The sequence below is a fragment of the Thomasclavelia ramosa DSM 1402 genome (assembly GCF_014131695.1).
GTDB classification, from domain to species: domain Bacteria; phylum Bacillota_I; class Bacilli_A; order Erysipelotrichales; family Coprobacillaceae; genus Thomasclavelia; species Thomasclavelia ramosa.
Genome location: NZ_CP036346.1, coordinates 1,972,913 through 1,997,477 on the forward strand (window position 1 = coordinate 1,972,913; position 24,565 = coordinate 1,997,477).

At 31.8% G+C, this 24,565-nt stretch carries 18 protein-coding genes and 1 tRNA gene; 6 read left to right on the plus strand and 13 right to left on the minus strand.

The genetic code is table 11. From position 1 onward, the window contains the following. Positions 1-6: 6 nt before the first annotated feature. The 5 genes from EYR00_RS09590 to trhA form a co-directional block, all read right to left on the minus strand. Positions 7-471, minus strand: a complete 465-nt coding sequence (locus EYR00_RS09590; protein ID WP_003536653.1) for a deoxycytidylate deaminase — start codon at positions 469-471, stop codon at positions 7-9. Then, the gene (locus EYR00_RS09595; RefSeq protein ID WP_003536651.1) at positions 464-1,384 is read right to left on the minus strand and encodes an RluA family pseudouridine synthase; all 921 of its coding nucleotides are present in this window, start codon (positions 1,382-1,384) and stop codon (positions 464-466) included. The genes EYR00_RS09590 and EYR00_RS09595 overlap by 8 nt, the downstream gene beginning before the upstream one ends. Next, the gene (lspA, locus tag EYR00_RS09600) at positions 1,371-1,856 is read right to left on the minus strand and encodes a signal peptidase II (protein WP_003536649.1); all 486 of its coding nucleotides are present in this window, start codon (positions 1,854-1,856) and stop codon (positions 1,371-1,373) included. Before lspA ends, EYR00_RS09595 begins: the two co-directional genes overlap by 14 nt. A gap of 431 nt (positions 1,857-2,287) precedes the next feature. Next, the gene (locus EYR00_RS09605; RefSeq protein ID WP_008791469.1) at positions 2,288-2,656 is read right to left on the minus strand and encodes a VOC family protein; all 369 of its coding nucleotides are present in this window, start codon (positions 2,654-2,656) and stop codon (positions 2,288-2,290) included. Positions 2,657-2,795: 139 nt separating this feature from the next. Then, the gene (gene trhA, locus EYR00_RS09610) at positions 2,796-3,452 is read right to left on the minus strand and encodes a PAQR family membrane homeostasis protein TrhA (RefSeq protein ID WP_003536645.1); all 657 of its coding nucleotides are present in this window, start codon (positions 3,450-3,452) and stop codon (positions 2,796-2,798) included. A 125-nt stretch (positions 3,453-3,577) separates the two neighbouring features. Between trhA and EYR00_RS09615 the strand changes: the two genes are divergently transcribed. The 4 genes from EYR00_RS09615 (at position 3,578) to EYR00_RS09630 (ending at position 8,050) form a co-directional block, all read left to right on the plus strand. Continuing rightward, positions 3,578-4,126, plus strand: coding sequence for a DUF1836 domain-containing protein (locus EYR00_RS09615; RefSeq protein ID WP_003536643.1), 549 nt, complete (start codon positions 3,578-3,580; stop codon positions 4,124-4,126). 72 nt (positions 4,127-4,198) lie between these two features. Then, a complete protein-coding gene (metF, locus tag EYR00_RS09620) occupies positions 4,199-5,089 on the plus strand; it encodes a methylenetetrahydrofolate reductase [NAD(P)H] (RefSeq protein ID WP_003536641.1) in 891 nt (296 codons plus the stop codon). Continuing rightward, entirely contained in the window at positions 5,082-5,714 is a 633-nt protein-coding gene (locus EYR00_RS09625) for a hypothetical protein (protein ID WP_003536638.1), read from the plus strand. The genes metF and EYR00_RS09625 overlap by 8 nt, the downstream gene beginning before the upstream one ends. Beyond that, positions 5,696-8,050 (plus strand): homocysteine S-methyltransferase family protein, encoded by a 2,355-nt coding sequence (locus EYR00_RS09630; RefSeq protein ID WP_003536636.1) that lies wholly within the window; start codon positions 5,696-5,698, stop codon positions 8,048-8,050. The genes EYR00_RS09625 and EYR00_RS09630 overlap by 19 nt, the downstream gene beginning before the upstream one ends. A 6-nt stretch (positions 8,051-8,056) precedes the next feature. On the opposite strand, the gene EYR00_RS09635 is transcribed toward EYR00_RS09630, so the two are convergent. From EYR00_RS09635 to EYR00_RS09665, 7 genes are all read right to left on the minus strand, one after another. Further along, the gene (locus tag EYR00_RS09635) at positions 8,057-10,666 is read right to left on the minus strand and encodes a cation-translocating P-type ATPase (protein ID WP_008791465.1); all 2,610 of its coding nucleotides are present in this window, start codon (positions 10,664-10,666) and stop codon (positions 8,057-8,059) included. Positions 10,667-10,914: 248 nt separating this feature from the next. Then, positions 10,915-11,196 carry a hypothetical protein gene (locus tag EYR00_RS09640; protein WP_003536633.1) on the minus strand — a complete coding sequence of 94 codons (282 nt, stop codon included), beginning with the start codon at positions 11,194-11,196 and terminating at the stop codon, positions 10,915-10,917. After that, the gene (locus tag EYR00_RS09645) at positions 11,196-11,630 is read right to left on the minus strand and encodes a GNAT family N-acetyltransferase (protein ID WP_008791463.1); all 435 of its coding nucleotides are present in this window, start codon (positions 11,628-11,630) and stop codon (positions 11,196-11,198) included. Before EYR00_RS09645 ends, EYR00_RS09640 begins: the two co-directional genes overlap by 1 nt. Further along, positions 11,630-12,583 carry an aldo/keto reductase gene (locus EYR00_RS09650; RefSeq protein WP_003536631.1) on the minus strand — a complete coding sequence of 318 codons (954 nt, stop codon included), beginning with the start codon at positions 12,581-12,583 and terminating at the stop codon, positions 11,630-11,632. Before EYR00_RS09650 ends, EYR00_RS09645 begins: the two co-directional genes overlap by 1 nt. A 28-nt stretch (positions 12,584-12,611) precedes the next feature. Continuing rightward, positions 12,612-13,988 (minus strand): UDP-N-acetylmuramoyl-L-alanyl-D-glutamate--2,6-diaminopimelate ligase, encoded by a 1,377-nt coding sequence (locus EYR00_RS09655; RefSeq protein WP_003536630.1) that lies wholly within the window; start codon positions 13,986-13,988, stop codon positions 12,612-12,614. 131 nt (positions 13,989-14,119) lie between these two features. Further along, entirely contained in the window at positions 14,120-16,717 is a 2,598-nt protein-coding gene (locus EYR00_RS09660; protein ID WP_003536629.1) for a cation-translocating P-type ATPase, read from the minus strand. A gap of 186 nt (positions 16,718-16,903) precedes the next feature. Next, entirely contained in the window at positions 16,904-17,773 is an 870-nt protein-coding gene (locus EYR00_RS09665; protein ID WP_224209014.1) for a diacylglycerol/lipid kinase family protein, read from the minus strand. Between the two features lie 102 nt (positions 17,774-17,875). On the opposite strand from EYR00_RS09665, the gene EYR00_RS09670 reads away from it, so the two are divergent. After that, positions 17,876-18,373 (plus strand): PepSY domain-containing protein, encoded by a 498-nt coding sequence (locus tag EYR00_RS09670; RefSeq protein WP_008791461.1) that lies wholly within the window; start codon positions 17,876-17,878, stop codon positions 18,371-18,373. Positions 18,374-18,378: 5 nt separating this feature from the next. On the opposite strand, the gene EYR00_RS09675 is transcribed toward EYR00_RS09670, so the two are convergent. Next, entirely contained in the window at positions 18,379-23,676 is a 5,298-nt protein-coding gene (locus tag EYR00_RS09675) for an EAL domain-containing protein (protein ID WP_003536626.1), read from the minus strand. Positions 23,677-24,408: 732 nt separating this feature from the next. Between EYR00_RS09675 and EYR00_RS09680 the strand changes: the two genes are divergently transcribed. Further along, a tRNA-Arg gene (locus tag EYR00_RS09680) sits at positions 24,409-24,483 on the plus strand. The last annotated feature ends 82 nt before the right edge of the window (positions 24,484-24,565 follow it).

Consider the following 24,565-nt stretch of genomic DNA (forward strand, 5'->3'; position numbering starts at 1 on the left):
ACAACCTTATTTAACTTCAATCACAAAAGGCTCAACTTTAGTATATTTTACACCTGCTGCATCTAACATCCTTTTAGCCGCACGATCGCTGTCAGTCCCTTTATATTTATCATCTTCATAAACAATTTCACTAATACCACTTTGAATAATCGCCTTTACACACTCGTGACAAGGAAATAATGAAACATAAATACGACAACCTTTTAATTGTCCTGTACTATTTAAAATTGCATTTAATTCAGCATGAACGACATAAGGATATTTGGTCTCATACAAATCACCTTCACGCACTTCCCATGGAAATTCATTATCTTCACATCCCCATGGTAAACCATTATACCCCACCCCAACAATTTTATTTGCTTCATTTACAATACAAGCACCTACTTGGGTATTTGGATCCTTTGAACGAAAAGCTGATAATTTAGCAACTCCCATAAAATATTGGGTCCAATTAATTACTTTACTCATCTTTCAATTCCTCCTGTAACTCATCTAATTTAGCTTGGAAATAATCAGGTAATGGGCTTTCAAATTCCATATATTTTTGTGTGGTTGGATGAATAAAACCAAGTTTTTTTGCATGTAAAAACTGTCCGTGACTAAAATCATCCTTACGATACCCATATTTAGGATCTCCATAAACCGGATAGCCAATATAACTCATATGTACTCTAATTTGATGTGTCCTCCCTGTTTCTAATCGACACTCAATCAAACTCATAGCATTATAGCGCTTTAATACTGTAAAATTAGTAACTGCTTCTTTACTGTTTGTCCGTGTCACTGCCATACTTTGACGATCTTTAGGATTACGCCCAATTGGAGCATCGACTTTCCCATGTTCATGAGGAATAAGTCCATGCACTAATGCTACATATCGACGAACAACAGTATGATCCTTTAATTGTTTTGATAGTAAACGATGTGCATTATCATTTTTAGCGACCATCAAGAGACCACTTGTTTCCTTATCAATTCGATGAACGATTCCCGGCCGGTTAACACCATTGATTCCTGAAAGATCTTTACAATGAAATAATAATGCATTTACCAATGTTCCGTGCATTATTCCAGCCGATGGATGAACGATCATTCCTGTTGGCTTATCAACTACAATTACATCCTCATCTTCATAAACAATTTTTAAAGAAATATCTTCCGGTTCGATATCCAAATCCACATTATCTAAAATTGTGATTTCAATTTCATCATTTAATTTTGTTTTATAACTTGCTTTTTCCTTTTTTTGATTAACCAGCACTAATCCCTGATTGATCATATCTTGGATCTGCGTCCGTGATAACTCCTGTAACTGCATCGCAATAACTTTATCAAGCCGTAAATTATTATCCTCTTCAATTATTAAATTAATTTTTTCCATGAATGTACTCCTCAAAAACAATCTCAACAATTATCAATGCTACTCCAATCACAACTGCCATATCTGCAATATTAAAAATTGGGAAATTATAATTGAAAATAATTACATCGATAAAATCTCGGACATATCCTAAAAAGATTCGATCAACTAAGTTTCCAATCATTCCTCCAAAAGTCAACACTAGACCAAAACGTGTCAACACTTCCTCACTTTTTGTCTTTCTAAAAAATACGATCATCACAACTGCTGCAATAATAGCAACAACAATAAATAACCCTAATTTACCAGCAAACATCCCCCAGGCAACTCCAGTGTTATGAGCATAGGTAAAATAAAAGAAATTATTTATGATTTCATGAGACTGTCCTAATAACATTGATGATGATACTAAATGTTTTGTAAACAAGTCACCACCAACTACTAATATCAATGTAACTAAATATAATATTTTATTTTTTTTTGTTAAATTCATTATTTTTATCACCCACCGACATTATACAATAATCTAAAACTAACCACAAGAAAAAGCACCACTGCTCATTTAGTAAAAAATTAATAAACTTCTCAGCTTAAAATTACTGTTTCATTGATGATAGCAGTTTTAGCAATATTAACGACTTTGATTAAGTTTTTAAAACGTGTATTCCTGAAACTTAATAGGCCACTTACTACTCTTGATAATGATTAATGTGATTGGTGCCAAAGCTACTTGTAAATCTTCTTATATATATTTATCATTGACATTTCTTTTCATTATTAACATTTTAGTAATTTCTAAAGTTTGAATTATATTTTTAATAATGTTACTTGAGCTGTTTCAATTCTAAATTCAGGTTGCATCTTACTACAATTATCAATACTGGTTTCAATTACTTTTAGCACTTCAATGAAATAATTATTCATCTAGCTTTCTTTTACTATTTCTATTGGCGCAGTCAATTCAATATGATTACCTTCAGAATCAATTATTTCTACAACCCAATTAGTGCCTATTGGAGTTAATGGAAAACATAATTTATAAGAGCTGATTTTTGCTTTTAAAACTTCTTTATTAAGAAACTCAATACTAGGTAAACAATTACTGCCAAATATATGTTCTTCATTCATTTTTTTATAAGCAAATAAACCAAGACGGAAACCATTAATATCAAAAATACTATATATTTCATCTTTTTTTGTCACTCTTTGTTCAAAAAACTGTTCATAAAAACTAACTGCCCTATCCATATCATTGACACATAAATACATTGATTCAATCCTACAATTCACCATTTCATTTCTCCTCCCTTTAAAATAATGATCATTATTTTAAACTTTTACTGCTCCTAATCCCCTTGTTATATCACTCTAATTCTACCACTGTAAATACTAGATGTCACTTTATAAAAAAAGAACAAATTAAATTTGTCCTTTACAATAAAATATAAATGATGACTGCCAAAAAATGAAAAGCAGAGCCAATCATTACAAATATATGGAACAATTCGTGAAAACCAAATGTTTTAAACCAATTTGGCTTCTTCACAATATAGACGATTGCCCCAATTGTATAACTAATGCCACCACAGGCAATTAATCCCAAGCAACCAAGCGGAACCTTACTAAATGCGGGTAAATCAAAAATCAGTGCCCATCCCATTAATAAATAAAAAATAGTAGAAATAAATCTCGGTGCATTCATCCAAAATAATTTAATGATAATACCAACACAAGCAATTGCCCATATTACTGCCAAAAAATAAATACTATGCGGATACTCTAAATATGACAAACAAATAGGAGTATACGTACCAGCAATCAGTACATAAATCATCGAATGATCTAGTTTTCGTAAAATCAGCTTAATTTTATTATCTTCATTCGCGTTATAATAGTGATAAAGACAACTGGCACTATACAAGGCAATTGACGATAGTCCAAAAACAATAATTCCAATTATAGTTAAGTGATCTGACCCTTCAATAATAGCAATAATCATCATCATAACTAGTGTTGCCAATGATAAAACAGCACCAATAAAATGCGTTTCACTACTAACTGGATCCATCGCTTTTTTAAAAAATCTCATATCTCAGCCTCCTTAAGTAGTTTTGATAACTATATTATGTATTTATAATATCATTATTGTAAGATATGTCAACCATATCTTGAAACATTAACTCAAATATTATAAAATATCCATGAGGTGATTTTATGAATCAATTAGAATTATCAGAAATAATTGATAAAGTTGTAAATAAAAGCGATTTAACCACAAAAGATATTCCATCATTAGATCTATATATGGATCAGATTATGACTTTGTTTGATGACCATCTTCAAGACAATAAACGCTTTGTTGATGATAAATTACTTACCAAAACAATGATCAACAATTATTCTAAAGCCGGAGTAATTAAACCAGTAAAAGGAAAGAAATATACAAAAGAGCAAATCATTGGAATGCTTCTTGTTTATAACTTGAAAAACACGATTACTATTCAAGAGATAAAACAAGTTTTGGCTCCTGTTTATGCTAATGATGAATCGTTAGAAAATATTTATGATCAATTTATTGAAATAAAAAAGTTTCAAAGCGATCAATTAAAACCATTAGTATTGAAAACAGTTGAAAATTTTAATTTAGATATTGATAATGATAACCAAAGGTTGATTAGCATCATGGCTTTATCATCATTGTCTAATCAATTAACAAATATCGTTCAAGGGATCATTGATAACTATTATATTGAAAGTGAGTAACAAGGGGTTTTAGTTGACTAGACCTCTTGTTTTTCTTATAATTAACGTAATTTATTTAAGGAGAGACTACACATGAAAATTATTGATTTATTACACCGGCGACCAACTTTGTCGTTTGAAATCTTTCCCCCTAAAAATCACGATGGGGATATAAGCTCAATCTATCAAACAATTGATGAATTAGCAAAACTTAAACCTGACTTTATTTCAGTTACATATGGGGCTGGGGGGTCAACAACTGAAAACACGGTAGAAATTGCATCTAAAATCAAAAACGAATATAGTATTGAAGCAGTTGCACATTTAAGTTGTATTGATGCGACACCAGAACAGTTAATTCGCGTTCTAGATTCATTAAAAGCTAACAATATTGAAAATGTCTTAGCTTTACGTGGAGATTATCCAAGAGGATACGATCCGATGAAGGCTCCGCACTATTATAAATATGCTAGTGAATTAAATGATTTTATTAGTAAAAATTATCCTGATACTTTTTGTTTAAGTGGTGCATGTTATCCCGAGGTACACCAAGAAGCAGCGTCATTGGAAGAAGATTTAATCGCTTTAAAGAAAAAGGTTGATGCTGGAGCAGAATATTTAATTACACAAATTTTCTTTGATAACAACTATTATTATCGTTTGGTTAGAGAAGCTCGAATTAGAGGAATCAATGTTCCGATTATTGCAGGAATAATGCCTGCAACAAATTCAAAGTCGTTATTAAATATTGCTAAATTAAGTGGTTGTAATATTCCTTATAATTTATCAGCCTCAATTGAGCGTTTCAAAAGCAATCCTCAAGCAATGAAAGAAGTTGGGATGAACTATGCGACAAATCAAATTATTGATTTGATCACTAATGGAGTAGATGGAATTCATCTTTATACAATGAATAAACCGGAGACTGTACATGAAATTTTAAAACGAACTAGTAATATTTTAGCTGAGTTTAAAAATGATTAAAGAAAATGCTTTAAAATATTTGGGCTATTTAGATAATCAAGTAGATTCTAATACTGAAATTCTTTTAAATGAATGTCTTAAAGAATTAGAACAAGTAACACCCAAATTCATGTATCAAAGATACACCTTAACTCATCATCCCTTAACTATAAAAGAATTAAACTTAACGATTAACTATCCCGATTTAATTGATTTATTTGACAGTTGCGATAGAATCGTTATAATTGCCTGTACTTTGGGGTTACAGCTAGATCAACAGTTACGTTATTATTCAAAAATAAATTTAACGAAAATGACTGTGATGGATGCCTTAGCTAGTAGTTATATTGAAATTAAATGTGATGAATATGAAGCAAAGCAAAATTTTGGTAAACGGACCTTCCGTTTTTGTCCGGGATATGGTAATGTTCCACTCGAATTAAACAAAAATCTTGCTAACGCATTAAATTGCAGCAAACATATTGGTTTGACTGTTCAAGAAAGTAATCTGCTGCTACCGCAAAAATCAATGATCGGACTAATTGGTCTTGGAGATGAAAAATTGACTAAACATTGCTTTTCATGTGTTAATAAAGAAAATTGTATGTATCGGAAAAGAGGACAAAGATGTTACAAGAAAGATTAAAAAATGATATTTTGGTTTTTGATGGTGCGATGGGGACGCAACTTCAAGATGCTGGACTTAAAGCTGGTGATATTCCAGAATGTTTAAATATTACTGACCCCAAACTAATTCAAACAATTCACTTAAATTATTTAAATGCTGGTGCTGATTTTATTACGACTAATACTTTTGGGGCAAATCCTCTAAAAATGGCAGAGGCTCCATATTCTTATGAAGAAATAATCAATGCTGCAATTGATAATGCGACTATTGCTCGTAAGACAGCTGACCGTCAAAACGATAGTTATATTGTTTTAGATATTGGTCCCATTGGTCAGCTTCTTGAACCAATGGGTACTCTAACTTTTGATGAGGCATATGAAATTATTAAAAAACAAGTTATTATCGCTAAAGATAAAGTTGATGCTGTATTATTAGAAACAATGACTGATATTTATGAAGTAAAAGCTGGAATTTTAGCTGTTAAAGAAAATAGTGATCTTCCTGTATTTGTTACCATGACATATGAAAATAATCTGCGAACACTTTCCGGCTGTGATCCTTTAACTATGGTCAATGTCTTAGAAGGGTTAAATGTTGATGTTTTAGGCGTAAATTGTTCATTAGGACCAATTGAATTAACCCCCATCATTGACCAAATCTTAGCCGCAGCTACAATCCCTGTACTGCTCCAGCCAAATGCTGGCCTTCCTTGCCTTGTTGAAGGTAAAACCTGTTACAATATGGATAAAGAAACGTTTGTTCAAGAAAGCTTAAAACACGTAAAAAATGGGGTAGCAATTATCGGTGGATGTTGTGGTACAACACCCGACTTTATCGCTTCACTAAAAAATAATTTACCTGTTCGTAAGAAAATTACCCCAAAACGAGCCACTCGGGTTTCTAGCGGAACGAAAACTGTTGAATTTGGGCATCATGTTGTAGTTTGTGGGGAACGACTAAACCCTACCGGTAAAAAGAAATTAAAATTAGCATTAAAAGAAGAACGATATGATGAATTAGTTGTAGAAGCAATCAAACAAGATCAAGCTGGAGCCCATGTTCTTGACGTTAATGTTGGTCTTCCCGGTATTAATGAAGTTGCGACTATGAAACATGTGATCAAGTTACTTCAAGAGGTAATTTCTTTACCACTACAAATTGATAGTTCTGTTCCTGGAGCAATTGAACAAGCTTGCCGTTATTATAATGGTAAACCCTTGATTAATTCTGTAAATGGTAAAGATGAAACGATGGATGCAATTTTCCCAATCGTAAAAAAATACGGCGGGGTTGTCATTGGATTGACGTTAGATGAAAATGGTATTCCTCCTCTTGCTAAAGACCGCTATAAGATTGCTAAAAAAATAATAAATAAGGCAGCTTCTTATGGTATTACCAAAGAAAATATTATTATTGATTGTTTAGTTTTAACTGTTTCTGCTCAGCAAAAAGAAGTTATGGAAACGGTCAAAGCAGTTGCAATGGTCAAAGAATTAGGTGTTCATACTGTTTTAGGAGTAAGTAATGTCTCTTTTGGACTGCCAAATCGTCCTTTATTAAACAAAACTTTCTTAGCTATGGCTATGTCAGCTGGTCTAGATCTCCCAATCATTAATCCAATGGATCAAGAATTAATGGCTACAATCGATGCTTTTAACGTATTATACAACTATGATCATGATGCTGCAGTATATATTGAACGTCGTGCCAATCAAGAAACCATAACAAAAAAGGACACTTCAACATTTACTTTAAATGATATTGTTCTTCATGGTTTAAAAGATGAAGTTACTAATGCTACAAAAGAATTATTGAAAACAACACCTGGTTTAGAAATAATTAATAATATTCTCATTCCTGCTTTAGATACCGTTGGTAAACAGTATGAAAAAAATATAATCTTTTTACCTCAATTGATTCAATCTGCTGAAACATCAAAAATTGCTTTCGGGATAATTAAAGATACTTTTAAAGATACTGCTGCTACAAAAGGACCAATCATTATGGCAACAGTTCATGGAGATATTCATGATATTGGAAAAAATATTGTTAAAGTAGTATTGGAGAGCTATGGCTATAAGGTAATCGATTTAGGTAAAGATGTTCCACCAGAAACTGTTGTTGAAGCTTTCCATAAGCATCATCCTAAGGCAATCGGTTTAAGTGCATTAATGACTACCACCGTAGTTTCAATGGCAAAAACTATCGAACTATTAAAACAAATCGATAATATATGCCCTATTTTTGTAGGTGGTGCTGTTCTTACTGCTGATTATGCTAAAGAAATTAATGCTGATTATTATTCTAAAGATGCTATGGAAGCAGTAGAACTACTTAATAAGATAATAAAATAATCCATCTTAAGATGGATTATTTTTTCGTCTATCAAAAAATTTTACAAGTTCACAAATCACAGTAGTTGATAAACAAAGTCCTACACAAATTCCCCATTGAACAATGTTTAATGGTTGCAATTTAAAAATCGCACTTAATTCAGGAATTGCTAAAATAATCACTTGTAACAATAACCCTGCTGCTAATGCTCCCCATAAATAAGGATTATTAAATAGTGTTCGATTTAAAATCGAAGCACTACTTTTAACATTAAAAGAATGCACTAACTGACAACCACATAAAGTAATAAAAGCCATTGTCATCCCAACTGTATGATCTTGGTTATTGCCTATTGCATAAGCAATCAACGTTAGCGTTCCGATCATTAATCCTTGCCAAGCAATAGTAAAACCTAAACCATGCGAGAAAAATCCTTCATCTTTTTGGCGTGGTTTACGATGCATTACTGTTGGTTCAGTCGGTTCCATTCCTAATGCAAATGCTGGTAAACTATCAGTAATTAGATTCACCCATAACAAATGGATCGGTAACAATGGCACCCCAAAATTATGTGGTGTTAACAATGAGATCAACGAAGCTCCAAAAATTGTCAATACTTCACCTATATTACTTGATAATAAGAATTGAACATCTTTTTTGATATTATCAAAAATACCGCGACCTTCACGAATTGATGTAATAATTGTCGCAAAATTATCATCTGTCAAAATCATGCTTGCAGCACCTTTTGCAACATCAGTTCCAGTTATTCCCATCGCGCAACCAATATCCGCTGCTTTCAAAGCTGGTGAATCATTAACTCCATCACCGGTCATAGCTACTACTTTACCTTTGGATTTCCAAGCATTAACAATTCGTACTTTATGTTCTGGTGCAACTCGTGCATAAACAGAATACTCTTCAATATGCTCAGCTAGTTCTTGATCTGACATTTTTGCCAACTCACTTCCCATGATTGCTTTTTGACCAGATTCTAAAATTCCAAGACTTCGAGCAATTGCACTTGCGGTAATAACATGGTCACCGGTAATCATAATCGTTCTGACCCCAGCTGATTTAGCTTCTGCCACTGCCTGTTTAGCTTCTTCACGTGGGGGATCAATCATTCCAACCATCCCAATAAAAGTTAAATTATTTTCAATCATTTCACTGGTGAATTCTTGTGGTTCTTCATCCCAATATCTAATTCCTAAAGCTAAAACCCTCAGTGCTTCATTTGACATTGTTTCATTAACTACGCTAACCTCATCAATGTCTAAATTATTGCATCGCGCAAAAATAACATCAGGTCCCCCTTTAGTAATCGAAATAATCTTATCTTCATGTTTAACAAAAACTGTCATCATTTTACGCTCAGAATCAAAGGCCAGCTCATTAAATCGAGGATATAATTCGGCTAAACCATCTTTGGTAAATCCTTTTTCTAAACTAGCTTTAACAAGAGCAGTTTCCGTAGGATCACCAACTGCAACTTCCTTTCCTGCAACAGTAGAAATACTACCATCACTACACAAAGTAAAATAATTCAATAATTGATTAGTCTCTTCACTACAAGTTTCTAATAATTCAATTTTGCGATTATAAAGATATGTTTTTACAACTGTCATTTTATTTTGAGTCAAAGTCCCCGTCTTATCTGAGCATACTATTGAGGTACTACCTAATGTTTCAACTGCTGGTAAACTTTTAACAATTGCATTCTTTTTAACCATTCGCTGAACACTCAAGGCAAGAACTACAGTAACAACAGTTGCCAACCCTTCAGGAATTGCTGCAACTGCCAATGCAATTGATGTTTTAAAAGCCTCAAGAATTGAGAGACCTTCCAACAGTTCCATTCCAAAAACAACGATACAAATAATAATACAAATAACTCCTATTGTTCTTCCAATTTGATCCAATTGATCTTGAAGCGGTGTATTTTCACGCTTAGTCTGCTGAATCATCGTTGCAATCTTTCCAACTTCATTTTCTTCACCAGTCGTGGTAACAATTGCGATTCCCCGTCCATATGTAACATTACAAGAAGCATAAACCATATTATTTCGTTCTGCTAACGGGATCTCTTCTTTATCAAGAATCGAGCTGATTTTTTCGACAGGAACACTTTCACCAGTTAGTGCACTCTCATCAACTTTAAGGTTAAAACATTCCACTAATCGCCCATCACTTGCAATACAGTCACCCGCTTCAAGCACTAACAGATCCCCTGGTACGACTTGACTGGCATTGATCGTAATAATATTACCCTCACGAATAACCTTAGCTTTAGGACTCGCCATTTTTTGCAAAGCCTCTAGTGCTCTTTCTGCATTATTTTCCTGAACTAAGCCTAAAATCGCATTAACTACTACCACAAAAACAATGATTGCACTATCGATCCATTCAGTTGGTTCAACAATAATGCTGACAACTGCAGCAATAATTAAAATAATCGTTAACGCATCTTTGAACTGCAAAAAGAATCGAACTATAATAGATTGTTTTTTAGTCTGTTCTAATTCATTTGGACCATATTTTGCCAAATTCTCTGTGACTTGCTGTTCAGTTAAGCCACTTTTTAAATCAGTTGAAAATTCCTGGGCTAACTCTTTAATCTCACGATTGTAATACATAAATATCTCTCCTTTTTCTAAAACATTATGCAAAAAACGAGACTATATCGTATTTGCATACAATAAAAGTCTCGTTGTTTAATTACGATACGGATATAAAATAATATCGAGTTGACGGCATCGTAAACCTAATGGCTAACTACTCCCTTTTATATATACTTATTTTATCATTAAGCGTTTTAAAAAGCAACTAATACAATAATTCTTGATCATCAATATTATTCCCAATTTTCCATATTTAATCCTAATTAATGCATATTTCTGCCTCTCCAGCAATCATTAGAACGACTATTACCATTATTAATAACAATAATATTTATTTTTCGACGTTTTTTATATACTTCTAATTTTTCCATATTTGCAATTGCACTTAACCGTTTATGACCATCTTGACAATAAAATTTCCCTTGTTCTAAACTTACTTTTACCGGAAATGACAGTCCAATTCGAACAATCGAATCATACATTCCTTGAGTATACTCCTTTGTTTGAAAAAAAACCTCTGTTATATCTACCTGCTGGATCCTCATCAAATATTCTCCTCATTTAAACTAAAATCACGATAAGTTAAGTCCTCACGCTCCTTAAATCCTTGACTCTGCCAAAAATCATTACCTAGCTGATTGTCCGCAAAAACAACTAAAGCAGTCTTATTAATTCCCTCAGCTTTAACCGCTGACAAACATTCTTTTACTAGCTGCGTCGCAATTCCCTGACCACGATAATCACTTCGCACAGTTGTATGATAAATATAAGCACGGCGCCCATCATTACCAGCAAGGATCACCCCAACAATTTTATTACCATCACTCGCAATAAAGTTTGTTGTCGGATTGCGTTCAAGAAATTTAGCAATTCCACTACGACTATCATCAAGATTTCTCATTCCCATTCCTTTGGTATTCATCCAAAGCTCATACACATCGTCGTAATCTTTAATTGTCATTACTCGTACCACTATCATTACATTTTCTTCTCCCAAAATCCTTTGATTTTTAATTGAAAATTATTACTAAAATATTCTAGTTTATGAATGTCTTCTTCACTCATAGTTATTTTTAAAGCAGCCAAAGCACTATCAATATGCTTAACTTTCGTTACCCCAATAATTGGAACAGTATTTTTTGCCAGAGCATAAGCAATAGCAATTTCAGCAACACCGACATTATATTTTAATCCAATATTTTTCATTTCTAGAATCAATGGTTCAATCTGTTTTAAACGTTGCTTACTAAAAGCCCTGGCACGTCTTGTCCGTTTAGGAAAGGGATGATTATAATTGTAATATCCAGTTAATGCCCCTTGTTCTAAAACCATGTAAGCAAAAAAAGTAATTCCTTGTTCTTCACAATATTTCATAATCCCATTTTCTTCACTGTTACGATATAATAAACTAAAATGATTTTGAATTGCCGCTAATTTAAGACCTGCATTCTTTAAAATTAGCTCTACTTCTTTGATTTGTTTCAAATTATGATTTGAGATTCCACAATATCGAATTTTATTAGCCTTCATTAATGGAATAATTTCTTTAGCCCATTTAGTTACATTGGCAGGTCGATGAATCCAATAAATATCAGTATCTTCTCTTTTCAATCGACTCAGACTAGAATTAAGTGTCCAAGACATTGATTTACGCGGCAGCCAAGATGTCGGCATAAACTTAGTTGAAATAAGAATATCTTCACCGTTAGATAGATCCCCAATTATTTTTTCAGATGACCCTAAACTATAAACAGGCGCTGTATCAAAAAGCGTTAGCCCATTTTTTACTGCATAATGATATATGGGCTTTAATTCTTCAATTCCATGACTAACACCAAAAATAAATTTACTCCCAAATGGTCCTTTTCCCCAAGCCCAAGTGCCAATAGCAATTGGAGGAATAGTCAAATCTTGCATTTCTATCTGTTTCATTTTAACCTCCTTATGAGATAAAGGACGCTTAAAGCGTCCCCTGTTTAGTTATATATTTCATCACTTCTTCTTGATCACTAAAATGATGTTTCCCTGTTTTAGTAATCTGATAATCCTCATGTCCTTTTCCAAGAATCATTAAAATATCATTATGCTTTAATTGTTGCATCCCTTTAATAATTGCCTTTTGGCGATCAACTTCTATTTCAAAATTACTTCCAGAAAGTCCATTAGTAATATCATCTAAGATCATTTGAGGATCTTCACTGCGCGGATTATCACTTGTAAAAATTACATAATCACTATGTTCTAACGCCGCTTTTCCCATAATTGGACGTTTAGTTGCATCACGATCACCACCACAACCAATAATGGTAATAATACGACCATTTTTAAACTCTTCAGCACTTTTTAATACATTGATCACCGCATCGGGAGTATGAGCATAATCAACAAAAATACTATTTGTTCCATATTTAAGCAATTCCATTCTTCCTGCTGGTGCCTTTAATTTATCGTTTAAAGCAAGTATATCTTCGATTTTTACACCTAACTTGTTTACTAATAATAGAGCAATTAAATAATTATAAATATTATATCGCCCCACCATATTTAATCTAGCTTGATATTCATGATTTAAATATTCAAATTTAAATATTGTTCCTAAATGTGAAAAGCTCATTTCTAAAATTTTAACATCACTATCATGTTGACCAATAATGATATTATTGTTTGATTCTAAAACAAAATGCTGGTAATGTTCATCATCACCATTAATAATAGCAATCTTATCATTTCTAGTCTTAGTAAATAGAATCCTTTTAGCATTAGCATAATTTTCTAATGTTTTATGATAGTCCAGATGATCTTGAGTTAAATTTGTAAAAGCCACCTCATCAAATTCTAAACCATGAATCCGATCTTTATCAAGGGCATGAGAACTTACTTCCATGACAAAATACTCTACACCATTTTCCTTAGCTTCTAATAACATATTATAAAGCACATCGACATCAGGAGTAGTATTTACCATCGGCTTTTTCACATCACCATAATAAAATCCGATTGTTCCCATATAAGCAACATTCTTTTTCAACATTTTTAAAATCTGATAGGTCATTAAACAGGTTGTCGTTTTACCGTTAGTTCCTGTTAATCCAATTAATTTTATATCTTTAATCAATGGATAATAATTTTCATATAAATATGTTTTTAAATATTCACGAGTGCTTTCTACGATTATTGTTTCAACCTTGTAACTTCCATGTTCTGCAATAATTTTTGTCGCACCGTTGGCAATTGCTTGTTCAATATAATCATGTCCATCACGCGCTACGTTTGGGATGGCAATAAATGTATCACCTGGTTTAACTGCTCGTGAATCTGTTTTTAAAGCTACTTCCACTTTACTTCACCTCATTTAGTTCTATTATAGTATAAATAAGTCTTTGAAAAAAGAAAAAGGATAGAAAATTTACTTATTTTCTATCCTTATAACTACTTAGTCAATATATCCAACGCATTATTTATATAACTTTAGCGATTTCTAAGATATTTAATAAATTGAATAACTGGTAAATTTGCTAAAGCAAGACCATATACTATCATTAATTGTTCAATATTTAATGTTTGAACTTTAAACATTGATTGTAAAAGCGGCATTGTTAAAACAAGTGTAATTAAAATAAAGCCGACTAAAAATGCACCTTGCAAATATTTATTATTAAAAAATGATTTTTTAAATAATACTGGTGATTTAGATTTACAGTTATAACCATGGACTAGTCTTGAAAGACATAATGTTCCAAATGCCATTGTACTAGCAAGTAATGCACTTTCTTGATAACCGATCATAAATCCAACCATCGTCATTACAGCAATAACAAAACCTTCAATTCCAACACTTGCTAAAAATGGTTTTGTTAAAATAGATTCATTCATTGGCCGTGGTTTTTCTTTCATAACACCTGCATTATGAGGTTCTAGCCCTAGTGCAATCGCTGGCAAACTATCAGTCAATAAGTTAATAAATAACAAGTGTACTGGAGCAAACGGTACTGGCAGAGCCATTATCGAAGCATACAAAACTGCTAATATTCCACCAAAGTTACCTGATAATAAAAACTGAATTGCATCTTTGATATTAGCATAAACATTTCGCCCATTTTCAACCGCTTTAATGATTGTTGCAAAATTATCGTCAGTTAAGACCATTGCAGCTGCATCTTTAGAAACTTCACTTCCGGTAATTCCCATTGCCACTCCAATATCTGCTTGCTTTAAAGCTGGTGCATCGTTAACACCATCACCTGTCATCGCTACAATATTACCCTTTTCTTGCCAAGCACGAACGATCCTTATTTTATGTTCCGGTGAAACTCGCGCATAAACTCGCTTATCTTCAACATATGTTTTTAGTTCTTCATCACTTAAACCATCAATTTCACTACCTTCAACAGCTTGTGAAATATCTGTTAAGATTCCAATTCTTTTCGCAATCGCAGCTGCAGTAATCTTGTGATCTCCGGTAATCATAATTGGAGTGATTCCCGCTTGGAGACATTCTGTTACTGCTGGTGCACTTTCAACTCGTGGGGGATCCATCATCGAAATCAGACCTAAGAAAATCAAATCATTTTCATCATCATAATCTAAACTTTTTTCAGCAGTTAATTTTTTATAAGTTATCGCTAGAACACGTAATCCATTTTGTGAGAATTCCATATTCATCGCTAAAATATCTTCTCTATCTTGTGCCGTTATTGGTACGATTTGATTATTTTTACGAATATATTTAATCCGTTCGATCAAAACATCAACTGCCCCTTTTGTAATCATCGTGTACCCATCTTTTAATAAATGAAGGGTTGACATCATTTTTCGATCACTGTCAAAAGGAATTTCACTTAAACGTGGATATACTGCCCGAACACGACTTGCTGGTACTCCTAAATGAGCGCTTAAATTAATTAATGCCGTTTCTGTTGGATCTCCGATTTCTTGACCATCAACATTTGATGAATCATTACATAAGATACTTAAACGCATCAAATCTTTATGCAAAGGAATACTTGGATCAATCTCACTAGCATCAATTCGTTTTCCTTCAATATAGTAATCTTCAACAGTCATCTTGTTTTGGGTCAATGTTCCAGTTTTATCAGAGCAGATAATAGAAACACTGCCCAATCCCTCAACTGCTTGTAATTTACGAATAATTGCTCCTTCTCGAGCCATCTTTTGAGTTCCAAAAGATAAAACGATTGTTACAATTGAACTTAATGCCTCAGGAATTGCAGCAACAGCTAGTGCGACAGCAAACATAAAGGCATCTCCAACATTACCACCTTGAAGGATATTAATACCAAATAACAATGCACAGAAAACCATTATTATAATTGATAGTTTTTTTCCAAAATTATCCAGATTAACTTGAAGTGGTGTCTTCTTTTCAGAAGTAGATTTCAATAATTGTGCAATTTTTCCTACTTCAGTTTCCATTCCAATTCCTGTTACTAAAAAATTACCACGTCCATAGGTAACAAAACTCCCGGAATAAACCATATTTGTGCGATCACCTAAAGCAACTTCTCCAGTGATTAGATCAGAGCTTTTTTCAACGGCAACACTTTCACCAGTCAAAGCACTTTCATCCACCTTCATACTAGCATTTTCTAAAATACGTCCATCTGCAGGAATAAAATCACCGGCTTCTAAATAAACCTCATCACCGATCGTTACTTCTTTACTGGGAATTTCAATAACTTTTCCATCTCGTAAGACTTTAGCACTTGGTGAAGATAATTCTTTTAAACTATTTAATGATTGTTCTGCTTTGACTGTTTGAACAGTTCCCAAAATAGCATTAATCGTAATAACGATTAAAATAACCAGCGTACTTTCGATATCACCTAATACTCCAGAAATAATAGCTGCAAAAATTAGAATAATTACTAAAAAATCTTTAAATTGTTCTAAGAAAATTACAGGTATACTCTTTCCTTTAGTTTCAATTAACTCATTTAAACCATACTTTTCTTGGTTAGCTTTAACTTGTTCATTAGTTAGTGGCTTTAATGAACCATTTACTCTTTTGCGGACCTCCGTCTTGGCCTCATTGTAGTATTCTTTCATTCATTTTCTCCTTTTCTCAACACAATAAAAGCGAGCCCTTTATTGCATACTTAAAATGCAATAAAAGTCTCGCTATTTCATTACGTTCCGGATGATTTAAAACCATCGTATTGACGAAATCGTAAACACATTGTGTTAGCTACTCCCTTTTATTAACCATAATATTATCCTCTACTCATTCGAAAGTCAATCTTTTTGTCGATATAAAACAATCTTTAACGAATTCTTAACAATTTTAAGATTATAAGTTCCAGACGGATATGTTTCACCATCAATATTGACCTGCTGTCTTGTTTTTAATGTTAAATAAGGTAATTTTTGATGATAATAGAGCTTCCCTTGTTCAAGTTTGCCCGCTAATAGTAATGTTAAATAATAAGGTATGTATCGTTTGTGAAGACTTGAAACAAGATTAATATCAATCATTCCGTCATCAATTTGAGCTTCTTTACCGATTTTAAAACCACCTCCAAAATATTTTCCATTACAAAAAGCCCCGACGATTAAATTCCCTTCATAAAATTTTTTACCATCTTGGAATAAAGCGGTTGGAAACAAACAATACTGAGTTATTCGCCGAACTAATACACTGGCATATTGCAAAGAACGAGGAAGATATTTTATTTGACTATATTTATGAACATTATTTGCAATATCGCTATCAAAAGCACAGCATAAAACATTAATACAATAAATATCATTAGCTTTAATCAAATCAATTTCTGATGCCGCTAACGATAATGATTTCTTTAATAACTTTTCTGGATCATTTTCATCAGCAATCGTACGGACAAAATCATTTCCTGTTCCTGTTGGAATAACTACCAGTTCATTATCACTCCCCACAAGTCCCTGAACTATTTCATGAATCATTCCATCACCACCTACTGCGTAAATTCGGTAATTGCATCCACTATAACTTTTAGCTAAGAGAGTTGCATGGCGTGGATAATGTGTATATTTAATCTCATAACGATATCCCTGCATCACTTTAACGATCATCGCTTCAATATTCTTATTATTTTGATCAGGTTTAATAATAAATATATGTTTCATTCTCTCACCTACTTTAGTATATTCTAACAAATTTTGATAAAAAACGTCATAACTATTATCATCTTTTTTTAAATGTGATAACATATGCTAAAGGAGATTGCTATGAAGAAAATATTACTCATCACTGTTGTGACATCACTAATTGGAGTAACCGGCTGTTCTAATAAAACAATTGCTGAAGATAAAGCTAAAAAAATCGCATTGAATGACGCTGAAGTCAGTGAAGCAAATATTACTTTTACGATTCAAGGTAAAGATCAAAATGGATATCACTATTTGTTTGAAGATGATAATTACACTTATGAATATGAAATTGATATTCATGATGGAACAATTGAGAATAAAGAAATCTTAGTTAAAGAATTTTCTCCTCTCAATGATTATGATAAGATCATCAGTAGTGATGAAGCTAAAACAATTAGCTTAAATTATTTTAATTTCACTGAATCAGATATTAGTAACTTAAACATTGAGTTAGATAATGACAGTAGCAATATCTACTATAACATCAGTTTTACTAAAGATAAGCATCACTACTCCATCAATATTGAAGCTGTAAATGGGATTCCCACTAATGCTAAAACAACAAAAAGCTCTTAGATTTACTAAAGAGCTTTTTTATTCATATCATCATGATACATCCGATAACTAGCCAAACCATCCTGCTTAGCTTTGTATAAAGCAATATCGGCCTTCTTATAAAGATTATTGAATGTCGTACCATACAAAGGGATCATCACAAACCCAATCGATAATGGAGCCATAATTTGGTACTCCTCAATCAAATATGGTATTTTCATTTGTCTTGTGACATCTTCTAATTTCATTCGGATTGATATTTCATCGATATTGCGACATAGAATCATAAATTCATCGCCTCCGAGTCGACACAAGATATCATCATTTCTAAACATCTCTTTTAATCGTTTAGCAGTTTTAGTAATTATTTTATCACCAATAGCATGACCGTAATTATCATTAATTTCTTTAAAATCATTCATATCCAGCATCAATAATGCTCCGCACGTCATTTCGTTACTAAGCAAAATCTGATTGATTTCATTAATAGCTTTAGACCGATTATATAATCCTGTCAAACCATCATGTTCTGCTTTATTTTTCAAAGCCAATTCTTGCCGTTTTTGTTTATCAATATCAATGACATATAAATAGCAAAAAATATCTTTATTTTCCTGCAGATCAAAAATATGATAAGTTGCCTCCATCCAATAATACTCACCATCAACATATCGTTTATACACCACAGAATTAGTTGTAGTACCTTGTTGATAGCGAGTGAGAATTGCCTCTAATCCTAAGACTTCTTTAACTTTATCCTGATATTCTTTTTGAATAATCTTTTCAGTTATGCTATTGATATAGCTGCTATAACTGCTGTTTATAAAACTTAAATCATCCTCCTGTATATTAGTATTAATAATTCGATTTTGACTTAAATTAATTGACAACTCATAAAAAGATTTTTCTTGTAATGCTTCTAATGTTTTAGCATTTTCTAAATATTTTTGAAATGATGATTTCTCAAGAGTAACATCTTTAAAATAACCTACTAATTTCAAAGGACGGTCACCGTAATCATAAATAGTTTCTCCGACTACTTTGATCCAAATAATTTTACTATTAAGCGTAAGCGGTAATTCATAACTAAATTTATTCTGTACTGTTTGAGCAATCAGCTGTTCCCTTATTTTTTCTTTAGTTTGTTCATTCATTACTTCAATATTATTGATTTTATTTAAATAATTATCAATAATAATATCTTCATTCCTTGGAAGATCTAATATTTGATAAATAAAACTATCTCTCTCTAAATTCATTAAAATCAGCTGCTTTGTTTGATAATCATACTGCCAAATATTTAGATTTGCCATTTTTATAACGCGATCAAGAATTTGTGATGACAGCCAAATCTCCTCTTCTTTTTGTTTCATTGATGTTACATCATTTAATACACACAAATATGTTCGATAACCATTTTCAGTATTTAAATATTTTGTTTTGGAATCCATCCACAATGTTGTTTGTTCCAATTCAAATCGATAAATCGCATTGTAATCTTCTTTATTATCTACCGCTTTGATATAGTCATCTTTAATTGCTGCATAATCATTTTTATTGATCAATCCGCAGTTTCCACCTTTTTTCATTGCTTCGATACATGATTGTTTTGTATATCCATATTTTTCTAAAATACCGATTGAAATCATATTTATTTCTGGATTTTCAAAATTTGGAGGAGCATCTCTCAAACGAATTAAAAAGACTACGGTCATAGTATTATCAATAACTAACTGATTATTTTTTCGTGCATTTACTACCTCGGTAATATTAATAAAGTCACCATAAAAATATGGTCTTCCAGCCTTGTCTTCATAATAACTTGCAATCATTTGAATATAAGCAATACTCCCATTTTTATGTTGAACACGATAGATAACATCTAATGGTCTTTTTTCCCTATAGGCTGCCTCAAATGCTTCATTAACGTAATCAATATCACGTTTATCAATTAAATCATAGCTCCGCTTTGTCAGCTGACAATATTCTTCTTTACAATAACCTAACGATGTTGATAAATTACTGCTAAAAAATTCAATATGATTAGGTGTCATCATAAAAATATCTCCAGGCGAATTATTTACTACTGCCTCCAGATGATTTTTTAGTTCTACACGTTCGGTTATATTAATAACGATTCCACGCCAAATCAGGTTTCCTTGATGAGCAACAAGTTCTAATTGATTAGTTACCCACATATATCCTGTACTACTATTAATTCGATACATCAAATTAATCGATGTACTCTTACCTGTTAATTTATCAGTAATCTTATGACGATCATCAGGATGAATCAATTGTACTAATTGATTGTTATAGCTAGTAATAATTTCCACTTGGCTAAAACCAACAATATTTAAAAAACTTTCACTAAGATAGTCAAATTCTAATTGGCTGTTGTTTTTACAATGAAAATATCCACCTAACGTACATTCATTTAAAAATGAAAGTTGTTGTTTTTGTTTTATTAACTGTTGATTAATTTTTTCTAACTCGATTTTTGATGACATTGTTTCATTAATATCTACAATCGCGCAGATATAAGCTAATAGTCCGTCTTTAGCTTTAACGATTCGCCCTTTTTCTTGAACCCAAAGCCAAGTCTGATCTTTTTTCATAATTCGATATCGAACGGTATATTCAAATCCTTCATCTTCTTCTAATCCAATGGCTGCATATACTGTTTGATGATCTTCAGGATGAATAATGTTAATAATTTGCCCTTTACAAAAAAGATTAAACTCTTCCATTGTAGTAAGGTTAAGTAGACTCAACATTTCCCGATTAATAAAATAAATCGGCAATTCCTTGGTACGATAACATCCTAAAATTCCCGCAGGAACTACTTTTGAAAACATCGAAACTGCTGTTTGACTATCTTGATAATTTAAATAATCTTCTACAGCCGTATCTTCAGGAAAACCTAACAATTGATTGATTGTTTGTTTTGATGCTTTAAGCTCTTGTTCTTGCAAATTATTTTTTGTAACATCGTTCATAGCACCATAAAAAATCAGACTTTTATCTTGTTTTCGTAAGAAAAAAACTCTTAAACTTATCCATGAAACTTTTCCTTTTAATGAATAATAACGAATCGTAGCTTCACTACCACTTATTGGGTTTTGATAAGCTTGATCAAATAAACTAATAAATTCATTTTGATCATCCGGATGTACAAATTCAATTATTCTATCTCGAATATTTTCAAAATCCGCTGGATTAATTTTAGTAATATGATAAAAAATATCATTTACTTTAATTATCGATATTTTATCCTCTGAAACTTGATAAAAAGCAATCCCGCCTAAAATATTATTTAACATTGCTTCACTTGATATATCATTAATAAAAATATCTTGTAATCTAACTTGATCAACCTGCTTTAACATTATCCCTCGATAATCAACAAGGTCAGAATTACTGATAATAGCTTCAAATTCCTGAACTGATAAAGGAGGATAAAAATAATATCCTTGACCATAGATACAGCCTAATTCATTCAACAAATCAATTTGCTGTTTTGTCTCCACACCTTCTGCGATTACTCGTAAACCCATCAATTTAGCCATTTTTACAATTGCCTCTAAAATTCCAATCCCACGCCCAATACTGTCTTCACGTAATTCGAGAAATTTCATATCAATTTTTAAAATATCAACATTTACATCTTTAAGCATATTCAATGAAGAATAACCACTTCCAAAATCATCCATTAGTACAGTAAATCCAGCTAGTCTAAAATCATCTACCACTTTTGAAATAATTTCATAATCACTCGCATATGAGCTCTCAGTAATCTCAATTTCAATTAAATTTACAGGTAGTTTATATTCAGCTACGAGTTCTTTAAATGTTTTTACTACATCAATTGCATAAATATCTGTTCTAGAAACATTAACGGATACTGGTACACCTTGATTTCCTTGATCAAGCCAATTACTCAACAAACGGCAAGTTTCTTGCCAGACAAATAAATCCAAATTTACAATAAATCCATTTTTTTCTAAAATAAAAACAAAATCCCCTGGTGAAATTATTCCCTTGGTTGGATGATTCCATCGCACTAATGCTTCAACACCTACAATTTTTCCATTCAACATATTACATTTTGGTTGGAAATATACCATAAATTCATGGTTATAAAGGGCTTGTTGGGTATCCATTAAAATACTTTGGCTATATTCAAAATCTTGTCTTATATTGCTGTCATAGTAAGCAATTTGTTTTGTATAATTTTCTTTTATTGAACTTAAAGCGATTAAAGCCCGATCATACATTGCTGCAACGTATTCACCATCAATTACAATATAAATTCCAAATTTTGGAAAGAAACCTGGATTAACAGTTACTACTTTTATATGGGCGATTAAATCAGTCAATAATTTATCAATCAATGGTCGTTCATTTGGCATAATGACAACAAAATCATCACCACCAAAATATCCTGCTACTGTTTTAAATTCATTTTGTATCTTTTGTAATTCTAGGCCAATTTGCCCTAATATTTTATTTCCCATTTGACGACCATACCAGTCATTAAATAATTTAAAATGCTCAATATCTATCGCAATCAAACAATAGTTATCATTACCTCCTTCTTCTAATAAAAATCTTGCCGCTTTCAAAAAACTATGCTCATTTAATAAACCGGTTGTTTGATCATATTCCTTATAGTTTGTACTTTCAACATTTATCGGAGTTAATCCCCCATCTTGAAAAAGGCACATGTAAACAGTATCACTAAATTGTCCTTTACTTATTGCAATCAAAATACCATTGATCCAACTGTATTCACCATTATTTAAAAGTCTCCTAAACCTTCCCATAACTGGCTTAAAATCCCCATGATTATTTTTCATTTTATTAAATAACTGCAAAAAATCATTTTGATCATGTGGATGAATAATTTTCTGAGCGATTTCTCTGATTCGCTTACTAAAACTACCTGATAATGCTGGAATAATATATTTATCTTTACGATAAAATAAAATATTATAAGTATCTCTTGTAAGATTAATTTCTACTAATTCATCATATAATGCTGATTCTAATACAGGACTTACAGAATTAATATTTACTCTTTCAAGTGTATAAATATAGCTGGCTTGATCATTGATTATAAAGTCCTCTTTGATAACTTTAAAATCTGTCTTTTGAATTGTATGATAAGATACTTTATTTATCTCATTTATTACAGCATCCCCTAGTTTTGTTTTATAACCAATTTTTTCTTCATTAAATAAATTTTGATAAAAATCATTCATGTAGACTAGTTTATTATGACAATCAATGATACATACTGCTTTAGCACTAAGACTTACCATACATAATTACACCTACTTTCTCTTTATAACATTTAGGATATTTTACCATATTCTAAGTAATTAGTAGAGAAATTCTGTTAAATTCATCATCATTAGTTAATAATTCAACTGGTGATAAAATATGTTTTATCTATTTAATCTTTTTTTAGGTTTTATTTTTGTTTATCTTGATTTCAATAATATAGATAGCTGCTTGATTAAATATCTAACTATTTTTAATAATTTTCTTTACCTACTCGTTAAATCTGTAAATAAAACAGCTCTTCTAGCAAGTCTATTCACCTGCATTGCTGACTACTTTTTACTTTTCACTAATAATCAGCTTGCTGGAGTACTATGCTTTATCATTGTTCAAAGCAACTACATGAAGCTTTTAGATCAATATACTTTTTTTCCTTTTGTCACAATACTCTTATGGCCTGTTAATCCTCTTATTGCTTTAGCGTCAAATTATGCATTACTAAGTTTACACAATCTTTATTACAGTTTTAAATCACGATATCAATCAAAACATCAATATTATTTATTTATAGCAATTTTTCTTTTATTATGTTGTGATTTTTTTGTTGCACTTACTAATATCAATCTACCGGTCCCTGCTGTATTTAGAATTTTGATTTGGATTTTATACTTACCTAGTCAGTTATTCTTCAGTGCTAGTCAAATTATTTCAGAAAAATAGTTTTTTAATATTTATTTTTTAGAGTAATGATGATATAATCATCAAGTACTGTCCTCATAGTGAAATGGATATCACGTAACCCTCCGGAGGTTAAGTTGTAGGTTCGATTCCTACTGAGGATGCCATGAAGTCTATAAACCGCTTTCTAGAGCGGTTTTTATTTTATCCAAAATAATAAATATATTTTCAAATCTAGAAAAAAGACCC